Annotated in this window: 16 protein-coding genes; 6 read left to right on the top strand and 10 right to left on the bottom strand. The window is 61.6% G+C overall.

Translation table 11 applies throughout. The features are described 5' to 3' along the window. The first annotated feature begins 3 nt into the window (after positions 1-3). Entirely contained in the window at positions 4-1,164 is a 1,161-nt protein-coding gene (mltB, locus tag U0004_RS07990; protein WP_081345702.1) for a lytic murein transglycosylase B, read from the top strand. A gap of 439 nt (positions 1,165-1,603) precedes the next feature. Further along, a complete protein-coding gene (locus tag U0004_RS07985) occupies positions 1,604-1,936 on the top strand; it encodes a hypothetical protein (protein WP_034751784.1) in 333 nt (110 codons plus the stop codon). Positions 1,937-2,033: 97 nt separating this feature from the next. Here U0004_RS07985 and cysM read toward each other — a convergent pair whose 3' ends face one another. Beyond that, positions 2,034-2,936 (bottom strand): cysteine synthase CysM, encoded by a 903-nt coding sequence (gene cysM / locus U0004_RS07980; protein WP_034782030.1) that lies wholly within the window; start codon positions 2,934-2,936, stop codon positions 2,034-2,036. A gap of 252 nt (positions 2,937-3,188) precedes the next feature. On the opposite strand from cysM, the gene U0004_RS07975 reads away from it, so the two are divergent. The 4 genes from U0004_RS07975 to U0004_RS07960 all read left to right on the top strand — a co-directional run bounded on the left by U0004_RS07975 (position 3,189) and on the right by U0004_RS07960 (position 8,555). Next, entirely contained in the window at positions 3,189-4,952 is a 1,764-nt protein-coding gene (locus tag U0004_RS07975) for an FAD-dependent oxidoreductase (RefSeq protein WP_070257579.1), read from the top strand. A gap of 125 nt (positions 4,953-5,077) precedes the next feature. Then, positions 5,078-6,643: a phospholipase D family protein gene (locus U0004_RS07970; RefSeq protein WP_070257578.1), complete on the top strand. Its 1,566-nt coding sequence runs from the start codon at positions 5,078-5,080 to the stop codon at positions 6,641-6,643. 230 nt (positions 6,644-6,873) lie between these two features. Next, positions 6,874-7,632, top strand: a complete 759-nt coding sequence (locus U0004_RS07965; protein WP_070257577.1) for a PEPxxWA-CTERM sorting domain-containing protein — start codon at positions 6,874-6,876, stop codon at positions 7,630-7,632. Between the two features lie 77 nt (positions 7,633-7,709). Further along, positions 7,710-8,555 carry a sterol desaturase family protein gene (locus tag U0004_RS07960; protein ID WP_070257576.1) on the top strand — a complete coding sequence of 282 codons (846 nt, stop codon included), beginning with the start codon at positions 7,710-7,712 and terminating at the stop codon, positions 8,553-8,555. A gap of 86 nt (positions 8,556-8,641) precedes the next feature. Here the strand turns inward: U0004_RS07960 and U0004_RS07955 are convergent, their stop codons facing one another. The 9 genes from U0004_RS07955 to aroA form a co-directional block, all read right to left on the bottom strand. Beyond that, positions 8,642-9,352: a ComEA family DNA-binding protein gene (locus U0004_RS07955; protein ID WP_034782026.1), complete on the bottom strand. Its 711-nt coding sequence runs from the start codon at positions 9,350-9,352 to the stop codon at positions 8,642-8,644. A gap of 165 nt (positions 9,353-9,517) precedes the next feature. Next, entirely contained in the window at positions 9,518-10,471 is a 954-nt protein-coding gene (rfaE1, locus tag U0004_RS07950) for a D-glycero-beta-D-manno-heptose-7-phosphate kinase (protein ID WP_052140095.1), read from the bottom strand. Then, the gene (locus U0004_RS07945) at positions 10,468-11,835 is read right to left on the bottom strand and encodes a UDP-glucose dehydrogenase family protein (RefSeq protein WP_070257575.1); all 1,368 of its coding nucleotides are present in this window, start codon (positions 11,833-11,835) and stop codon (positions 10,468-10,470) included. The genes rfaE1 and U0004_RS07945 overlap by 4 nt, the downstream gene beginning before the upstream one ends. Before the next feature lie 79 nt (positions 11,836-11,914). Beyond that, positions 11,915-13,090, bottom strand: coding sequence for a lipopolysaccharide assembly protein LapB (gene lapB, locus U0004_RS07940; protein ID WP_034782020.1), 1,176 nt, complete (start codon positions 13,088-13,090; stop codon positions 11,915-11,917). A gap of 46 nt (positions 13,091-13,136) precedes the next feature. Next, positions 13,137-13,439 (bottom strand): LapA family protein, encoded by a 303-nt coding sequence (locus U0004_RS07935; protein WP_034751796.1) that lies wholly within the window; start codon positions 13,437-13,439, stop codon positions 13,137-13,139. 254 nt (positions 13,440-13,693) lie between these two features. Continuing rightward, positions 13,694-13,999: an integration host factor subunit beta gene (locus tag U0004_RS07930; RefSeq protein WP_008446215.1), complete on the bottom strand. Its 306-nt coding sequence runs from the start codon at positions 13,997-13,999 to the stop codon at positions 13,694-13,696. Positions 14,000-14,016: 17 nt separating this feature from the next. Beyond that, entirely contained in the window at positions 14,017-15,729 is a 1,713-nt protein-coding gene (gene rpsA / locus U0004_RS07925) for a 30S ribosomal protein S1 (RefSeq protein ID WP_071650172.1), read from the bottom strand. A gap of 141 nt (positions 15,730-15,870) precedes the next feature. Continuing rightward, complete coding sequence (gene cmk / locus U0004_RS07920; RefSeq protein ID WP_070257574.1) at positions 15,871-16,539, bottom strand: (d)CMP kinase; 669 nt, start codon at positions 16,537-16,539, stop codon at positions 15,871-15,873. Between the two features lie 15 nt (positions 16,540-16,554). After that, the gene (gene aroA / locus U0004_RS07915; protein ID WP_070257573.1) at positions 16,555-17,910 is read right to left on the bottom strand and encodes a 3-phosphoshikimate 1-carboxyvinyltransferase; all 1,356 of its coding nucleotides are present in this window, start codon (positions 17,908-17,910) and stop codon (positions 16,555-16,557) included. Positions 17,911-17,918: the final 8 nt, after the last annotated feature.

Below are 17,918 nucleotides of genomic sequence, written 5' to 3'. Positions count from 1 at the left end.
TCCTTGTTACCGATCAAATACTCCGCCCTGTCCCTGCTCCTCTCCCTTCCCCTATGCCTGTCCACCGCGCACGCTGGCGAAAACAGCAACATTTCCGCTGCCGACCGCGCCCGTGCCGTGCGCGCGGCCAAGGCCCAGCCCGTCAAGAAGGTGGCTGGCAAGCCGGCGACGAAGAAAGCACCGGCGAAATTCGACTTCGAAGGCGAATTTGTCGACTATGCCAATTGGAAAGAAGTACGCGCCTTCCTCGACGACATGTCCGCCAAGCACGGCTTTGACCGCGCCGAACTCGATACCCTGATCGGCAAGGTGCGCTATGTCGAGTCGACCGTGCAACTGATGAAGCCAGCCCCGCCGGGCAAGCCAAAGAACTGGCAAGCTTACAGCGCCCGCTTCATCGAGCCGGTGCGCATCAATGCGGGCGTGAAATTCTGGGAAGAGAACGCGGAAGCGCTGGCGCGCGCCGAACGCGAATATGGCGTGCCGGCCGAGATCATCGTCGGCATCATCGGCGTGGAAACCGTGTACGGACGCAATACGGGCCGCTTCCGCGTGCTCGACGCGCTGACCACCCTGGCGTTTTCCTATCCGGAAAGCCCGACGCGGGCCGCGCGCATGGAGTTTTTCAAGGGAGAACTGGAAAACGCGCTGCTGTACGCGCGCAAGGATGGCATCGATCCCTTGACCCTGCTCGGTTCGTATGCGGGCGCCATCGGCCTGCCCCAGTTCATGCCTAGCAGCATCATGAAATATGCGGTGGACTTCGATGGCGATAGTCACATCGACCTGCGCAATTCGACGGCCGACGCCATCGGCAGCGTCGCGCATTTCCTCGTCGAACACGGCTGGCGGCGCGACGATCCGGCCATCAGCACGTATCCCGTCACCGTTTCGGCCAGCCGCGCGTGGGAAAAGTTCATCGGCCAGGGCTTGCAGGCGAAGTACCGGCTGGCGGAATTGCAGGAAGCTGGCGTGAGTGCCGCCCCTTCCACGCCTCAGAACATGTTGTTTGGCTTGATCGACTTGCAAAATGGTTCAGAAGCAACTGAGTATCACTTGGCAACCAATAACTTCTTTGCTATAACTCAGTACAACAGAAGTTATTTTTATGCCATGTCAGTGATTGACTTGGGCAAGGCCATCAGTCAAGTGCGCGCACGCTAACCGAAAGTCAGTGTAAAGTTATAATATTACTTGTAAGAAAGCGTAAGCGATATTGAAGCGACCAGAAAACAGGTCTATGGTAAGGGCCGATAACATGTGCCAGCCTTGCTCGCCAGCCTTTGTGCGGCACGGAATACGGAAATGGTTTTATACTTAACTTTTGTCAAAGTACAATTTTTGTTCTATCATAGAGCATAATAAAGAATAAATAGGTGTTGCAGCTAGACAACACCGATTCTGTACCAGGCAAGATTATCGGGCTTTCCCGCCTGAAATTGAATCCTGTTGTACAATTGTGTATATATCATGAAAAACTGTATCCCGGATCGTACCGTGTGTGAATTCGTTCCTTTTAGTAAAGAATGAACATGAACGCAGCAAGAGCGAGCTCCGAGTGTTTTTTACTTTGCAGTGCAACTACAGAAGGAACAATAACATCATGACAAACCAAGTCGGCATTGATATGAACAGCGATTCGGACTCCGACGATCTGCTTCAATACAACCCAAACAGACTGCTCGATACCCTGATCGAAAACCTGCGCCTGAAAAACGACGCAGCCCTGTCCCGCGCGCTGGAAGTGGCGCCACCAGTCATCAGCAAAATCCGCCACCACCGCCTGCCGGTCGGCGCATCGCTGCTGATCCGCATGCACGAAGTCAGCGACCTGAGCATCCGCGACCTGCGTTACCTGATGGGTGACCGCCGCAACAAATTCCGCATCAGCGACAAGCAATTCAAGCCAAAAGAAGGCGAAACGCCACAAGGCTGATCCTGCCAGTTTCGCAGGTTTTCCCTCCCCGCCATGGGGAGGGGGTATTTCCAGCAGTTCTCAGGCCGTTCTGGCCGATATCAATTCAATTACACCATTACGCAGGGAAAACACCTGTGGACAGATAGCGGTCGCCACGGTCGCATACGACAAACACGATCGTCGCGTTTTCCACCGTTTGCGAGATGCGCAGCGCAATTTCGCAGGCGCCGGCTGCCGAGATGCCGCAGAACAAGCCCTCTTCCGCGGCCAGGCTGCGCGCCATGCGCTCGGCCACGCCCTGGCTCACGTATTCCACCTGGTCGACGCGCGACTTGTCGTAGATTTTCGGCAAGTATGCTTCCGGCCACTTGCGGATGCCGGGGATCTGCGAACCTTCCTCGGGCTGGGCGCCGATGATCTGGATGGCGGGATTCTGCTCTTTCAAATAGCGCGACACGCCCATGATGGTGCCCGTCGTGCCCATGGCGCTGACGAAATGCGTGATCCGGCCTTCCGTGTCGCGCCAGATTTCCGGTCCCGTGCTTTCATAGTGGGCGCGCGAATTGTCTTCGTTGGCGAACTGGTCGAGGATCACGCCGCGGCCATCCTTCTGCATCTGCTCGGCCAGGTCGCGTGCATATTCCATGCCGCCCGTCCTCGGCGTCAGTAAAATGTCGGCGCCGTAGGCAGCCATGCTCTGGCGGCGCTCCACGCTGAGGTTATCCGGCATCAAGAGCAGCATCTTGTAGCCGCGCAAGGCGGCGGCCATGGCCAGTGCGATGCCCGTATTGCCGCTGGTCGCCTCGATCAGGGTATCGCCCGGCTTGATGACGCCGCGCTCTTCGGCGCGCTTGAGCATGGACATGGCAGCGCGGTCCTTTACGGAGCCGGCCGGATTATTACCCTCCAGCTTGCCAAGGATGACGTTGTTGCGCGCAAGCGCATCGGCACCCGGCAAGCGCGTCAGCTGCACCAGCGGGGTATTGCCTATCGTATCTTCAAGTGTCTTGTAAGCCATCGTGTCTGTTTGAGTGGATTCAACAAAGACCCATTCTAATATGAGATGCTGGACGGTGTATCGCTCATCGGCGCCGGCATCCGGGCCCGCGGGCGCGTCCGGCTGCGCCGCCACATGCCGCATGACGCCTGCCGCGCCGCCATTTCCGGGCGTGCGCCAGGGATATTGCGGCAGGCGCGCGCCGCATGCGCTAGACTCGTCACTGTTAGTTATTTTTGTTATTTGCTTATTCAGTCTTCGAACGGACTCGCCATGGCCAGCAGCACACCCGAATTCATTCCCGAAACGACGCAGGACGATCCCGTCCAGTTCGCCACGCTCGACTTGCAGGGCCGCAGCCACCAGATCTCGCCCGTCTTCAATGCGCCCGAACTGCAGCGCTTGCAGCGCTATGGCACGCGGCAGCACTTTGCCGATGGCGATACGCTGTTCGAGGCGGGCAGCAGCAGTTTCGGCATGCTGGTGATACTGTCGGGGCGGGTCAGCATCAAGCGCCACGAGGTGCTGGGGCAGGCGTCGCAGCTGCGCGAAGTGGGTGTCGGCCACTTCATTGCCGAGGTGGCGCAATTGTCCGGCCGCCCTACCCTCGTCAACGGCAGCGCCGTGGGTGCGGTGGAATTGCTCGACATCAGTTCGGAATCCTTGCGCGCACTGATCGTGGCCGAGGCGGAGATGGGCGAACGCATCGTGCGCGCCCTGATCCTGCGCCGCGTGGCGCTGATCGAGTCCAATTCGGGCGGCCCCGTGCTGGTGGGACCGCGCGGCAATGGCAATCTGTTCCATCTGCAAAGCTTTTTATCGAGCAATGGCCATCCGCACACAGTACTCGACCCGGCCACCGATGCGGCCGCCGCCGCGCTGGCCGAGCGCTACCAGCCCACGCCGCAGGAATGGCCGCTGGTGGTCTGTCCTGATGGCAAGATCATGAAGAATCCCGGCAATGCGGAACTGGGACGCTGCCTGGGCATGCTGCCCGATTTGTCCGGCGACAAGATTTTTGACGTGCTGGTGGTGGGCGCCGGTCCTGCCGGTCTGGCCACGGCCGTGTATGCGGCATCCGAAGGCTTGAGCGTGCTGGCCCTGGAACAGCGCGCGTATGGCGGCCAGGCGGGCGCCAGCGCGCGCATCGAAAATTACCTGGGCTTTCCTACCGGTATTTCCGGCCGTGCGCTGGCAGGACGCGCCTACGTGCAGGCGCAAAAATTCGGCGTCGAGATCGCCACTCCGGCCAGCGCCGCCAACTTGCTCTGCGACACCTGGCCGCTGCGCGTCAATCTGTGCGACGGCACCCAGGTGCGCGCCCGCACGGTGGTGCTGTCCTGCGGCGCGCGCTACCGCCGTCCCTCGCTGGCGAACCTGAAAACGTATGAGGGACGGGGCGTGTATTACTGGGCCTCGCCCATCGAAGCCAAGCTGTGCCGGCAGGAAGAGATCATCCTGGTCGGCGGCGGCAATTCGGCCGGCCAGGCGGCCGTGTTTCTCTCCGGCCACGCCGCCAAGGTCCACATGGTGATCCGCGGCGAAGGGCTGGCGGCCAGCATGTCGAGCTACCTGATCGAGCGCATCGCCGCCACGCCCAACATCACCCTGCACACGCACACGGAAATCATCGCCCTCGAAGGCGACGACGATGGCTTGACGGAGGTGCGCTGGCGCAACAACCGTACGGGCGAGGAAGCCGATTGCGCCGTGCGCCGCGTGTTTCTCTTCGTCGGCGCCGATCCGAACACGGACTGGCTGCACGACTGCGCCGTGGCCGTCGACGAGCAGGGTTTCATCCGCACGGGCTTCGACGTCACGCGCGCCGAATGCCGCGCCCATGGCCACGGCCACGTGGTGTATTCCCCCGACTTGCCGGAGCGGGCCGCGCTGGAAACGAGCGTGCCGGGCGTGTTCGCCATCGGCGACGTGCGGGCCGGCTCGACCAAGCGCGTGGCCGCCGCCGTCGGCGAAGGGGCGGCCGTGGTGTCGCAGATTCACGGCTTCCTGGCGCGGCTGCCGGCGGGCTCGGCCTGAAAATCGTGCATTGTAGAAACTGCTACAATCGGCTGTTGCCATCCAGCTGAAAGAGTCCGCATGCCCCACACCGCCAAGCTTTCCTCGCGCCGCAGCATGTCCGCGGCCCGCTGACGGTGCGCCGCATGCTCGTCAAATTGCTGCTGCTGGCCACCTTGTTTACCGTGCTCAGCATCGGCGCCCTGTACAGCTATGGGCGTTTCGCCGAGCGGTCGCTGGGTGCGCCAGGGATGGCCTTGCCCGTGGCGGCAGACGCCACCCTGCTCGACCGCGTGCTGGCGCCGCAACTGGCGCAACGCCCGGGCCACAGCGGCACGGCCCTGATCGACGACAATCTGGAAGCCTTCGCCCTGCGCGCACTGAGCGCGCGCGAAGCGGGACGCAGCCTCGACCTGCAGTACTACATCTGGCATAACGACGTCACGGGACGCCTGCTGGTGCGCGAACTGCTGCGCGCGGCCGACCGCGGCGTGCGCGTGCGCGTGTTGCTCGACGATATCAATGCGCGGGGCCAGGACGCCGCCATCCTCGCGCTCGACAGCCACCCGCTGATCGACGTGCGCATGTTTAACCCGGGCCGCAACCGCGACGGCATCTGGTTGCGCGCCGTGGAAATGGCCTTGCGCGCCGTCAGCCTGAACCGGCGCATGCACAACAAGGCATGGATCGTCGATGGCAGGGTGGCCCTCGTCGGCGGGCGCAATATCGGCGATGAATACTTTGATGCCGCCGAGCAAGTCAATTTCCAGGATGCGGACTTGCTGCTGGTGGGACCCGCCGTGCAGCAGACGAGCGATATCTTCGACCGCTTCTGGAACAGCCGCGCCGTCATCCCCATCAGCGCCTTGCACGCCGATAAGAACGCAGGCGCGCCGGAATTGCAGGCTGTGCGCGCCCGCCTCGACGCGCTCACGGGCGAACTGGGCGCCTCGCCCTACCTGCGGCAACTGACGGATACGGGCCAGTTGCAAGCCCACCTCGACGGCCGGATACGCCTGCACTGGAGCGGGCAAGTGCAAGTGCTGTCTGACCCTCCGGAAAAAGCCGCGCCCGTGGCCAGTTTGCAGCGCAGCGAGCACTGGCTCATGCACAGCTTGCTGCCCCTGCTGACGGACGCGCGCGAAGAAGCGCTGCTGACCTCACCTTATTTTGTGCCCGGCACGGCGCTGACGCAGACCTTGGGCGAAAAAGTCGCGGCCGGCGTCAAGGTCCAGGTACTGACCAACTCGCTGGCCGCCACCGACGTGGCCCTCGTGCATGCGGGTTATGCGCGCTACCGCCAGGAGCTGCTAGGTGGCGGCATCGAGCTGTATGAATTGAAGACCCTGCACCGCAAGCGCATCAGCCTGATGGGTTCGAGCCGCGCCAGCCTGCATACCAAGGCCGTGGTGGTCGACGGCCAGCGGGGCTTCGTCGGCTCCTTCAACCTCGATCCCCGCTCGGCCCAGCTGAATACGGAGATGGGCGTGCTGTTCAACGACGCCGCACTGGCGGCCGACATGCGCACGCTGTTCCTGCACTCGACGGCTAGCGACACCAGCTATCGTTTGCTCCTCGACAACGGCGCCCTGCGCTGGTCCGACGCCACAGAAGAGCCAGCCAAGGTGTGGACGCACGACCCGGAAGCAGGCATCTGGCGCCGCATGCTGGTGTGCGTGATGCGCTGGCTGCCGATCGAGTCGCAGCTGTAGCCGCGCATGGCATGTAAAAAATTCAACTCTGGCAAGATTACCATCTAAAAATATTTGTTGTTTTCAAAACATGTTAGATGCCGTTTTACCAAACACTGCTATAATCGCTTCAACGAGACACCACCGCTGTCTCCGCAATACCTTTCTCGCCCTTCCGCGATTGAATCCAACGTTGGCCAAAAGCTCGCCGACAGACTGCAACACTACCCTGTCACTTTTGGAGCTTTATCATGCGTAAAACATCTATCTTGCTGGCGCTGGCCGCCGCTTCCCTGTGCGTCACTGCTGCCCAGGCCGCCACAACCAACCTGGTCAAGAATGGCGATTTCGAACTGACCAGCAACGGCACCTCGAAACAGCTGAACGAAGGCACCTACGCCCGCGCGGACCGCACCTACCTGAGCGACTGGTCCAGCAAGGGCTATAACTTCGTCTTGAACGGTAACAACATCGACGACACCAATGCCGCGACGGCGCTGGCCTTGTGGGGCCCGAATTCGTATAGCGGCGCGGGACCGAAAAACGGGCTGGGTGTCAGCCCCACGGGCGGCAATGTGCTGGCTGCCGACTGGGATTATTTCCCTGGTCCCGTCACGCAGCTGGTCAGCGGCCTGGTGGCCGGCCATGCCTACACCCTGAGTTTTTCGTATGGCGCGGGCCAGCAAGTGGGCTTCCGCGGCGATAACCTCGTCAATTACTGGGACGTTGCGCTGGGCAGCAGCAAGCAGCAGACGGCATCGCTGGCCAACGTCAGCCAGGGCTTCACGGGCTGGCACCAGGCCAGCATGACCTTCACGGCCACGAACAGCAGCGAATTGCTGTCGTTCATGGCCAAGGGCAGCCCGACGGGCGCGCCACCGTTCATGCTGCTCGATGGCGTATCGCTGGTGTCGGCCGTGCCGGAACCAGCGACCTGGGGCATGCTGATCGGTGGACTGGGCTTGCTGGGCTTCATGGCGCGCCGCCGCAAGGCTGTTGTTGCAGTCTGAGCCGCCAGCGCGCATAACAGAATCCGGACCAGCCCAGCTTTGTCCGGATTTTTTTTGTTCTTATCTGATGGAATGAAATGAGCCTGCTGCATACCTTGCAAACCCACTTGCCCGGCATCGCCATCGATGTGCTGCGCCTGGTCCTGTGGCTGGTGCTCCTGGCCGTGATCTTCGTGCCGCTCGAGCGCTTCTTTGGCGAGCGTCACGCGGGGCGTTCCCGCACGGAACTGTTCAGCGACCTGGGCTTTTATTTCATCAGCAGTCTGCTGCCGGCCGCCTTGCTGGCCGCGCCGCTGGCCCTGCTCGCCGTCGCTGGCCAGCGCTTGCTGCCGGATACCATCCCCGCCGCCCTGTCTGCCCTGCCCCTGTGGGGCAAGATACTGCTGGGCTTGCTGATCGGCGAAGTCGGCACTTACTGGGGCCATCGGCTCAGCCATGAAATTCCATGGCTGTGGCGCTACCATGCCGTGCACCACAGCATGGAACAGCTGTATTTCCTCGCCAATACGCGCACCCATCCAGTCGACATGGTCGTCACGCGTCTGTTCGGCCTGACACCCCTGTATCTGCTGGGCCTGGCCGGCCCAAGTGCGGCAGGCAGCGCCGCCCCCGTACTGCTGTTGCTGATCGGCACCGTCTGGGGCTTCTTCATCCACGCCAACCTGCGCTGGCGCTTCGGCCCGCTGGAATGGCTGGTGGCCACGCCCGCCTTCCACCACTGGCATCACAGCAAATTCGAGCACATCAACCGCAACTACGCCTCTACCTTACCCGTGCTGGACCGGCTGTTCGGCACATATCACCTGCCGCGCGCCTGGCCGGCCGCCTGCGGCATCGAGGCCGCCATGCCGCAGACGCTGGCGGGGCAACTGGCTGCGCCATTCCGGCGCACTGGCAAGCCGGAAGTCCAGGCTGCGGAATAAAAAAAACCCCGCGCGGCCGGTACCACGCGGGGTTTTCTTCTCGTGCTGCGTGGCACCACCACGCAACACGCTTCACAACGACACGCTTACTTTTTCTCGGCTTCGGCCTTCTTCGCGTCGGCAGCAGCCAGTTTGGCTTCCTTCTTCGCAGCCGCTTCCGCAGCCTTGGCTTCTTTCTTGGCGGCCGTTGCCGCTTTCTTCGCGGCAGCGGCTTCCTTCTTCGTTTCGGCAGCCGTTTTCACGGGGGCGGCATCGGCCGCCGCGGCAGCAGGAGCAACGGCTGCTGCAGGCACTACCTTGGCGGCGGCAGCTTCTTTTTTCGCGGCAGCGGCGGCGGCCTTGGCTTCTTTCTTGGCGGCAGCAGCTTCCTTCCTCGTTTCAGCAGCTGTCTTGGCTGGCGCCGCAGCGGTGTCGGTCGCAGCAGCTGGTTTCGGTGCGGCTTCTTTCGCTGCAACTTCCTTCACAGCAGCGTCCTTTTTTGCCGGGGCAGCTTTCGCCGCCGGAGCGGGCGCCGCTGGCGCGCCGGACTTGGCCTGGCCATTCACCTGCAAGCCCGCTTCCGACAGCTTCACGGAACTTTTCGGGCCGATACCCTTCACGCGTGTTTCGAAATCAGCCCAATCCTTGAAGGCGCCGCCCTTGGCGCGTTCATCGATGATGGCTTTCGACGTGACGGGGCCGATGCCCTTGACGCTGTCGAGTGCCGCCTGATCCGCCTTGTTGACATCGACCTGGGCAAAGGCAAAGCCCATCGTCGCGATCAGGGTGGCGATGGCCAGCAGTATTTTTTTGAACATGGGTATCTCTCCGTAATGTGGTTTCAAGATGACTCGAACGCAAAGGAGGAACAGCGCCTTAACGGCTTAACGGCTGTGGCGTGATACGGTTGACAAGACGGGACAGCGAAACGGCGGGGAAACCTGCGCCAGATCAAACAGACCGGCGCAGGTGATACAGCATATTTACTGCGGGAACAGCTCTTCTCGGGTGACGGTGGCCGTGCCCAGCTTGCCGACGACGATGCCGCCGGCGCGGTTGGCCGTGCGCACGGCGTCGCCCAGGCTCATGCCGGCGCCCAGCATGGCCGCCATGGTGGCGATCACCGTGTCGCCGGCGCCCGAGACATCGAACACTTCGCGCGCATCGGTGGGCATGTGCACCACCTCATCGGCCGTGTACAGGCTCATGCCCTCTTCCGAGCGCGTCAACAGCAAGGCGTCCAGGCCCAGTTGCGCGCGCATCTGCTGCGCCCGCTCCGTGAGTTGCTCTTCCGTGTTCCAGCTGCCGATCACGCGGCGCAGTTCGGACTTGTTCGGAGTGAGTACTGACGCACCCGAATAGCGGCTGAAATCATCGCCTTTCGGGTCGACCATGACGATCTTGCCGGCCTTTCTCGCCGCCTTGATCATCTCGGCCACGTTCACCAGGCTGCCTTTGGCGTAATCGGACAAGACCACCACATCGTAGTGCGGCAAGAGGGCATTAAACTGCGCCAGTTTGTCGCGCAGCACCGTATCGCTGGGCGCATCTTCGAAGTCGATGCGCAGCATCTGCTGCTGCCGGCCGATCACGCGCAGCTTGATGATGGTGGAAATGGCCGCATCGCGCTGCAGATAACTGTGGATGCCGCCGCCTTCGAGCAGGCGCTCGACCTGGCTGCCGGCCTCGTCGTCGCCCACCACGCCCAGCAAGCTCGTCTTCGCGCCCAGCGCGGCCGCGTTGCGCGCCACGTTGGCCGCCCCGCCCAGGCGCTCTTCGCGCTTCTCGATGCGCACGATGGGCACGGGCGCTTCCGGCGAGATGCGGCTGACATCGCCGAACCAGTAGCGGTCCAGCATCACATCGCCCACCACCAGCAGGCGTACCTGGGCCAATGCGGCCGGCGCCGTCAAGGCGACCACCTCTTGGGCGCTCATGCGCGCGTCAGGATCGAGCGACCGATCCCGTGGTATTCGATGCCATTCTCGGCCATGACGGCCGGCTCGAACAGGTTGCGCCCGTCAAAGATCACTGCCTGCTTCAGGCGCGCCTTGATCTGCTCGAAATCGGGGCTGCGGAAGGCTTTCCATTCGGTCACGATGACCAGCGCATCGGCGTCCTGCAGCGCATCCTTCGGACTGTCGGCAAAGCGCACCTTGGCCAGTTGCTCCGGCGTCAAGTCCAGTTGCAGCACGCGGCGCGCCTCGGCCATGGCGACGGGGTCATACACGGCCACGGTGGCGCCGCGTCCCAGCAGGTCCGCCAGCAGGACACGGGCCGACGCTTCGCGCATGTCGTCCGTATTCGGCTTGAAGGCCAGGCCCCACACGGCGAAATGCCGGCCCGTCAGGTCGGCGCCGAAGCGAGTGACCACTTTTCGGCCCAGCACCTGCTTCTGCTGGTCGTTGACGGCTTCGACGGCGCGCAGGATCAGCAGTTCCTGGCCGTGGCCGCGCGCCGTGCGCTCGAGCGCCTGCACGTCTTTCGGGAAACAGGAACCGCCATAGCCGCAGCCGGCGTACAGGAAGCTGTGGCCGATGCGCGGGTCGGAACCGATGCCGTGGCGCACGGCCTCGATGTCGACGCCCACCTTGTCGGCCAGGTTCGCCAATTCATTCATGAACGAGATGCGCGTGGCCAGCATGGCATTGGCCGCATACTTCGTGAATTCAGCCGAGCGCACATCCATCCAGTAGGTGCGCTCGTGGTTGCGGTTGAACGGCGCATACAGGCTTTTCAGCAATTCGCGCGCGCGCTCGCCGTCCGGCGTCGCATCGACACCGATGACGATGCGGTCGGGGCGCATGAAATCTTCGACGGCAGCGCCTTCCTTGAGGAATTCCGGGTTCGACGCCACCGAGAACGTGGCGGCCACGCCGCGTGCGTCGAGTTCGCCCTGAATGGCGGCGCGCACTTTTTCAGCTGTGCCCACGGGCACGGTGGACTTGTCAACGATGACCTTGAAGTCCGTCATGTACTTGCCGATGCCGCGCGCGGCCGCCAGCACGTATTGCAGGTCGGCCGAGCCGTCTTCATCGGGCGGCGTGCCGACGGCGATGAATTGCATCACGCCGTGCGCGGCAGCAGCCTCGACGTCGGTGGAAAAGGTCATGCGGCCGGCGGCGCGGTTGCGCGCCACGACTTCTTCCAGGCCAGGTTCATGGATGGGGATGCCGCCGCTGTTGAGCAAGGCGACCTTCTGTGCGTCCAGGTCGAGGCAAAAGACGTCGTTGCCCAGCTCCGCCAGGCAGGCGCCGGTCACGAGGCCAACATAGCCGGTGCCGATAATGGTGATTTTCATGGATGTACCGTATGGATAAAAAGCAGGTCTTACATAGAAGTACACGCCACATTGCTCAGGGCAAGGTGACGTGTACGAATCAGTTCATGACATTGAGTTCTTCTGTGCGGCGTGGTGGGTAAGTCTCCCACTTGTTGCAGCCAGGGCAGTGCCAGTAGAACTGGCGCGCCTTGAAGCCGCAGTGGCTGCACTGGTAGCGGGCCAGCTTCTGCGTGTAGCCGTGCACGAGGTTTTTCACCATCGACAGCTCGGACCAGATGGCGGCCGGCGCATCCATCATGCGCGCTTCCAGCAGTTTATCCAGGCCCAGCAGGGTCGGCGTGCGGCGCAGCTCGGCGCTGACCAGCTGCTTCGCCGCTTCCACGCCGTCGAGCTCGATGACGGCCTTGAAGACGACTTCGATCAGGTCGATCGACGACGCCTCTTCCAGGTAGGAGCGCAGCAGGTTGACGCCTTCCTGCGCACGGCCGACCTTGGTATACCCGTCCATCAGGCGCTGCGCCACCAGGGCCACGTGCGGCACGCTTTGCTGCTCCACGCGGCGCCAGGTGGTCAACGCGCCTTCCACGTCGCCGCGCGCCAGCAGCACGTCGCCCGTCAGGATGGTGGCACGCACGCTCTTGCGGTCCGTCTGCAAGGCTTTTTCCAGCAGCGGCATGGCGTCGTCCGGCTTCATGTGCACGAGGGCGTCATGCGCCAGTTCGCAATAGAACTGGGCGATTTCCTTCTGGCGCGCGCCGGCGCCCGATTCCTGCAAGCCCACGGCCGCTTCGATGGCGCGTGGCCATTCCTTTTCGCGCTGGTAGATTTCCAGCAGCGCGCGGCGCGCCTGGGCCGCATATTGCGTGTCGACCAGGCTGTTGAAGGTTTCTTCGGCGCGGTCCAGCAAGCCCGCCTTCAGGTAATCCATGCCCAGCTCATAGGCGGCATGGCCCTGCTGTTCCAGCGGCAGGTCCGGGCGCGCCAGCAAATTCTGGTGCACGCGGATGGCGCGCTCCGTTTCGCCGCGGCGGCGGAACAGATTGCCCAGCGCAAAGTGCATATCGGCCGATTCCGGGTCCAGCTTGACGACTTCGATGAAGGCATCGATGGCCTTGTCATGCTGTTCATTGAGCAGGAAATTCAAGCCCTTGAAGTAATTGCGCGGCAGGCTGCGCGATTCGGACACCAGTTGATGAATGTCCACACGCGCGGCAATCCAGCCCAGCGCGAAAAACACCGGGATACCCAAGAGCCACCAGAGTTCAAAATCCATGCGATTGTTTTTATTCGAGTAAGAGAGATAGGAGCGACGGCGCCGCTTACTGCGCGCTCACGCTGTCCGGTTGCGGCTGGACATTGCTGGCCACGCCAACGGTCTGCAGCGCGGCAATGGTGGTTTTTTGCTTGGTTGCTTCGCGGCGGTGACGGAACACGGTCGGCGTCAAGGCCAGTACGCCCAGGCTGGCGCCAGCGACAAAAAAGCCCAGCAGCATCAGGACCAGGGGGCCGCGAATTTCATAATTGAGGAAAACATGCAGGTCGACAACCTGCGCATTCTTCAGCGCAAAACTGAAGAACAGGACGAAAAGAACACAGCCAACGATGGTGGAGATGATTTTCATCGATAGGTCCAGAGTGAACAAAAAAAATGCCCGTGCCACATGACACAAACGTAGAGCGCTGATAAAACCGTAGCGAGCGTCAGCGAGGCTCGGCACCCCCGTTGGTCCGAGAAGCGCAACCTTACTGAAGTACAGTAAGCATCGCAGGCCGCAAAGCGCGACGCGCAGTAGCTTATGTCAGGCATTCTCAGCATATTAACAAAAAAAAGCGGCATCCAAGGACGCCGCTTTCTATGTCGCCTTCCAGCAGACGATTAATCCTCGATAATCGGTTGCCCGACCATCGCGTCCACCCGCTCGCGCAACTGTTTGCCCGGCTTGAAGTGGGGTACCCGTTTTTCGGGAACCATCACCTTGTCGCCGGACTTCGGGTTGCGGCCGATGCGCGGGGGCCTGCTGTTCAGGGCAAAACTGCCAAAACCGCGGATCTCGATACGCTGACCGGTCGCCAGGGCGTTGGTCATCGCATCGAGAATGGTCTTGACGGCATACTCCGCATCTTTCGCCACCAGCTGAGAATAACGCTCAGCGAGGCGGTTGATCAGCTCGGACTTTGTCATCTGCCGTATCCGCAGTCTTAGTTCTTGTTATCGAACTTAGCTTTCAACAAGGCGCCCAGGCTGGTGGTGCCCGAAGCTGCGTTGTTGTCGGTAGCTGCCATCTTCTGCATGGCTTCCTGGGTTTCAACATTGTCTTTCGCTTTGATCGACAGTTGGATACCACGGGCTTTGCGGTCGATGTTCAACACCATTGCTTCGACGGTGTCGCCGACTTTCAGGTGCGTACCAGCATCTTCAACGCGGTCGCGCGAGATTTCGGAAGCGCGCAGGTAGCCTTCAACTTCTTCGGACAGTTGGATCACGGCGCCTTTAGGCTCAACCGATTTAACGGTACCGGTTACCAGCGAGCCTTTGTCGTTCATGGCTGCGAAGTTGTTGAATGGGTCACCTTCCAGTTGCTTGACGCCCAGGGAAACGCGCTCGCGCTCAACGTCGATGGCCAGAACGATGGCTTCCAGTTCGTCACCTTTCTTGAAGCGACGCACGGCTTCTTCGCCGGTTTCGGTCCAGGACAGGTCGGACAGGTGCACCAGACCGTCGATGTTGCCGGCCAGGCCGATGAACACGCCGAAGTCGGTGATCGATTTGATCGCGCCGCGGACTTTGTCACCTTTCTTATGGGTAACACCGAAGTCGTCCCATGGATTGGCTTTGCACTGTTTCATGCCCAGCGAAATACGACGACGCTCTTCGTCGATTTCCAGAACCATCACTTCTACTTCGTCGCCCAGTTGGACAACTTTGTTAGGAGCAACGTTTTTGTTCGTCCAGTCCATTTCGGAAACGTGTACCAGACCTTCGATACCCTGTTCCACTTCAACGAACGCGCCGTAGTCGGTCAGGTTCGTTACTTTACCGAACAGACGGGTGCTTTGTGGGTAACGACGGGACAGACCGGTCCAAGGATCGTCGCCCAGTTGTTTCACGCCCAGCGAAACACGGTTTTTCTCTTGATCGTATTTCAGGACTTTGGCGGTGATTTCCTGGCCAACCGTCAGTACTTCCGACGGGTGACGTACACGGCGCCATGCCAGGTCGGTGATGTGCAGCAGGCCATCGATACCGCCCAGATCCACGAACGCGCCGTAGTCGGTGATATTTTTGACGACGCCGGTCACGACCGTGCCTTCTTTCAGCGTTTCCATCAGTTTCTGACGCTCTTCGCCCATCGAAGCTTCGATGACGGCGCGGCGGGACAGAACCACGTTGTTACGCTTGCGATCCAGCTTGATCACTTTGAATTCGAGGGTTTTGCCTTCGAATGGGGTGGTGTCTTTGACAGGACGGGTATCAACCAGCGAGCCCGGCAGGAATGCGCGGATGCCGTTGGTCAACACGGTCAGACCGCCTTTGACTTTACCATTGACGGTACCGACGACGATTTCGCCCGATTCCATCGCTTTTTCCAGAGCCAGCCACGAAGCCAGACGCTTGGCTTTATCGCGCGACAGGATGGTATCGCCGAAACCGTTTTCCAGCGATTCGATCGCCACGGAAACGAAGTCACCAACTTTGACTTCCAGTTCGCCGTGGTCGTTCTTGAATTCTTCGACAGGGATGAATGCTTCGGATTTGAGGCCGGCGTTCACGATCACGAAATTGTGGTCGAGGCGCACGACTTCAGCGGAAATAACTTCGCCGGAGCGCATATCTTGACGCGACAACGATTCCTCGAAGAGCGCAGCAAAACTTTCCATACCGGTAGATTCGTTAGTTGTAACAGTAGACATAGGGTTCACACAGGTTATCCAGCAGAGATCGCACGATGCGACTTAAACTGGGTTAGGTTTTTGACACACCCGGACAGGCCAGGAGCCGTCAACGGGCACCACATAGCACGCACTACACATCAATACACGCTATTTTGCTGCTTATTTTGCAACTGCGGCATACCATTTCAACACGGTTTCGACAGCTTCATCAGCTGTCATGGCCGAGGTATCGAGGACATGCGCCCCTTCCGCGGGGACCAGCGGCGCAATCGCACGGTGAGTATCACGTTCGTCCCGCGCCTGCAAATCCATCAGAAGGTCTTCCATATTAGCAGAAAAACCCTTGTCTATCAATTGCTTGTAGCGCCGTTGCGCGCGCGCCTCGACGCTGGCCGTCAGGAAGACCTTCAATTGCGCATGCGGGAAGATCACCGTGCCCATGTCGCGCCCGTCGGCCACCAGGCCCGGCGTCTTGCGAAAGCCCAGCTGCAAGCCCACGAGGGCATGGCGCACCGTTGGCAATACGGCAATCTTCGACGCCGTATTGCCAACCTCTTCGGCACGGATCTGCTCGGTGACGTTTTCATGCGCCAGCAGGATCTCGCCTCCCGCAAAATGGCAGGGCAAGTGTTCGGCCAGCTTGGCCAGCGCGTGCTCGTCGCGCAAATCCGTGCCGCGGCGCAGCGCGCTCAAGGCCGTCAGGCGGTACAGCGCGCCCGAGTCCAGGTAATGAAAGCCCAGCTTGTCGGCCACGCGGTGCGCCACCGTGCCCTTGCCGGAAGCGGTGGGGCCGTCGATGGCGATGACTGGGATGTGGGAGGTCGGCATAGTATGAGCAATCAATTAAATCAGGGTGTCTTTTGCAATCCCCGCAAACGCGGCGAAATACTCGGGGAAGGTCTTGGCCACGCATTTCGGGTCGTTGATGCGCATCTCATTGCCGCGGCGCGCGGCGCCGTCCAGCGAGGCGAGCGAGAAGCACATGGCCATGCGGTGGTCGTCATACGTGTCGATGGTGGCGGCAAGAATCTCGGCCGGCGGCGTCACGCGCAGGTAATCGGCGCCCTCTTCCACTTCCGCGCCCAGCTTGCGCAATTCCGTCGCCATGGCGGCCAGGCGGTCCGTTTCCTTCACCCTCCAGCTGGCGATATTGCGCAAAATGCTGGTGCCGTCCGCGTACAGGGCAGCCACGGCGATCGTCATGGCCGCGTCGGGAATATGGTTGAAATCCATGTCGACGGCTTTCAGCACGCCGTTCGAACGGGCTTCGATCCAGTTCTCGCCCATGGTGATGGTCGCGCCCATCTGCTGCAAGGCTTCAACGAAGCGCACGTCGCCCTGGATGCTGTCGCGCCCCACGCCTTCCACGCGCACGGGACCGCCGCCGATGGCGCCAGCCGCCAGGAAGTACGAGGCCGACGACGCATCGCCTTCCACGTGGATCGTGCCCGGGCTTTGATATTGCTGGCCCGGCTGCACGGTGAACGACTGCCAGCCGTCATGCTCGACCGTCACGCCGAAACGGCGCATCAGGTTCAGCGTGATCTCGATGTACGGCTTCGAGATCAGCTCGCCCGTCACATCGATGGTCACCGCATGGTCGCGCGCCATCAGCGGCGCCACCATCAGCAAAGCCGTCAAAAACTGGCTCGACACGTTGCCGCGCACGGCGATGCGCTGCGCGTGGATGTGGCCACGGCGGATGCGCAGCGGCGGGAAGCCCTGCTCGCCCGTGTATTCGATCTGCGTGCCGACGGCGTTCAGCGCGTCGACCAGGTCGCCGATGGGGCGCTCGTGCATGCGCGATACGCCATGCAGGGTATAGTCGCCGCCGATCACGGCCAGCGCCGCCGTCAGCGGGCGGATCGCCGTGCCGGCGTTACCCATGAACAGGTCCGCCTCGTGGTGCGGGAACACGCCGCCGCAGCCTTCCACGTGGTGGATCTGATGCGCCGTGGCCGGATCGCCCGTCAGCTCGTCCTGCGTCCATTTCACGCCCAGCGACGTCAGTGCCGTCAGCATGACGAAGGTGTCGTCGGAGGCGAGCAAGTCGACGATCTTCGTCGTGCCCTTGGCCAGCGCGGCCAGCAGCAGCACGCGATTGGAAATGCTTTTCGAGCCGGGCAAGCGCACCGTGCCTTCGGCATGCATCACCGGCTTCAAATCGATATGGTGGGGGTAGTGCTTGGTCTGGGTCATGCTGGAAT

It is taken from the genome of Janthinobacterium lividum (assembly GCF_034424625.1).
Taxonomy (GTDB): Bacteria; Pseudomonadota; Gammaproteobacteria; order Burkholderiales; family Burkholderiaceae_D; genus Janthinobacterium; species Janthinobacterium lividum.
This window is presented reverse-complemented; position numbering and strand designations above follow the sequence as displayed.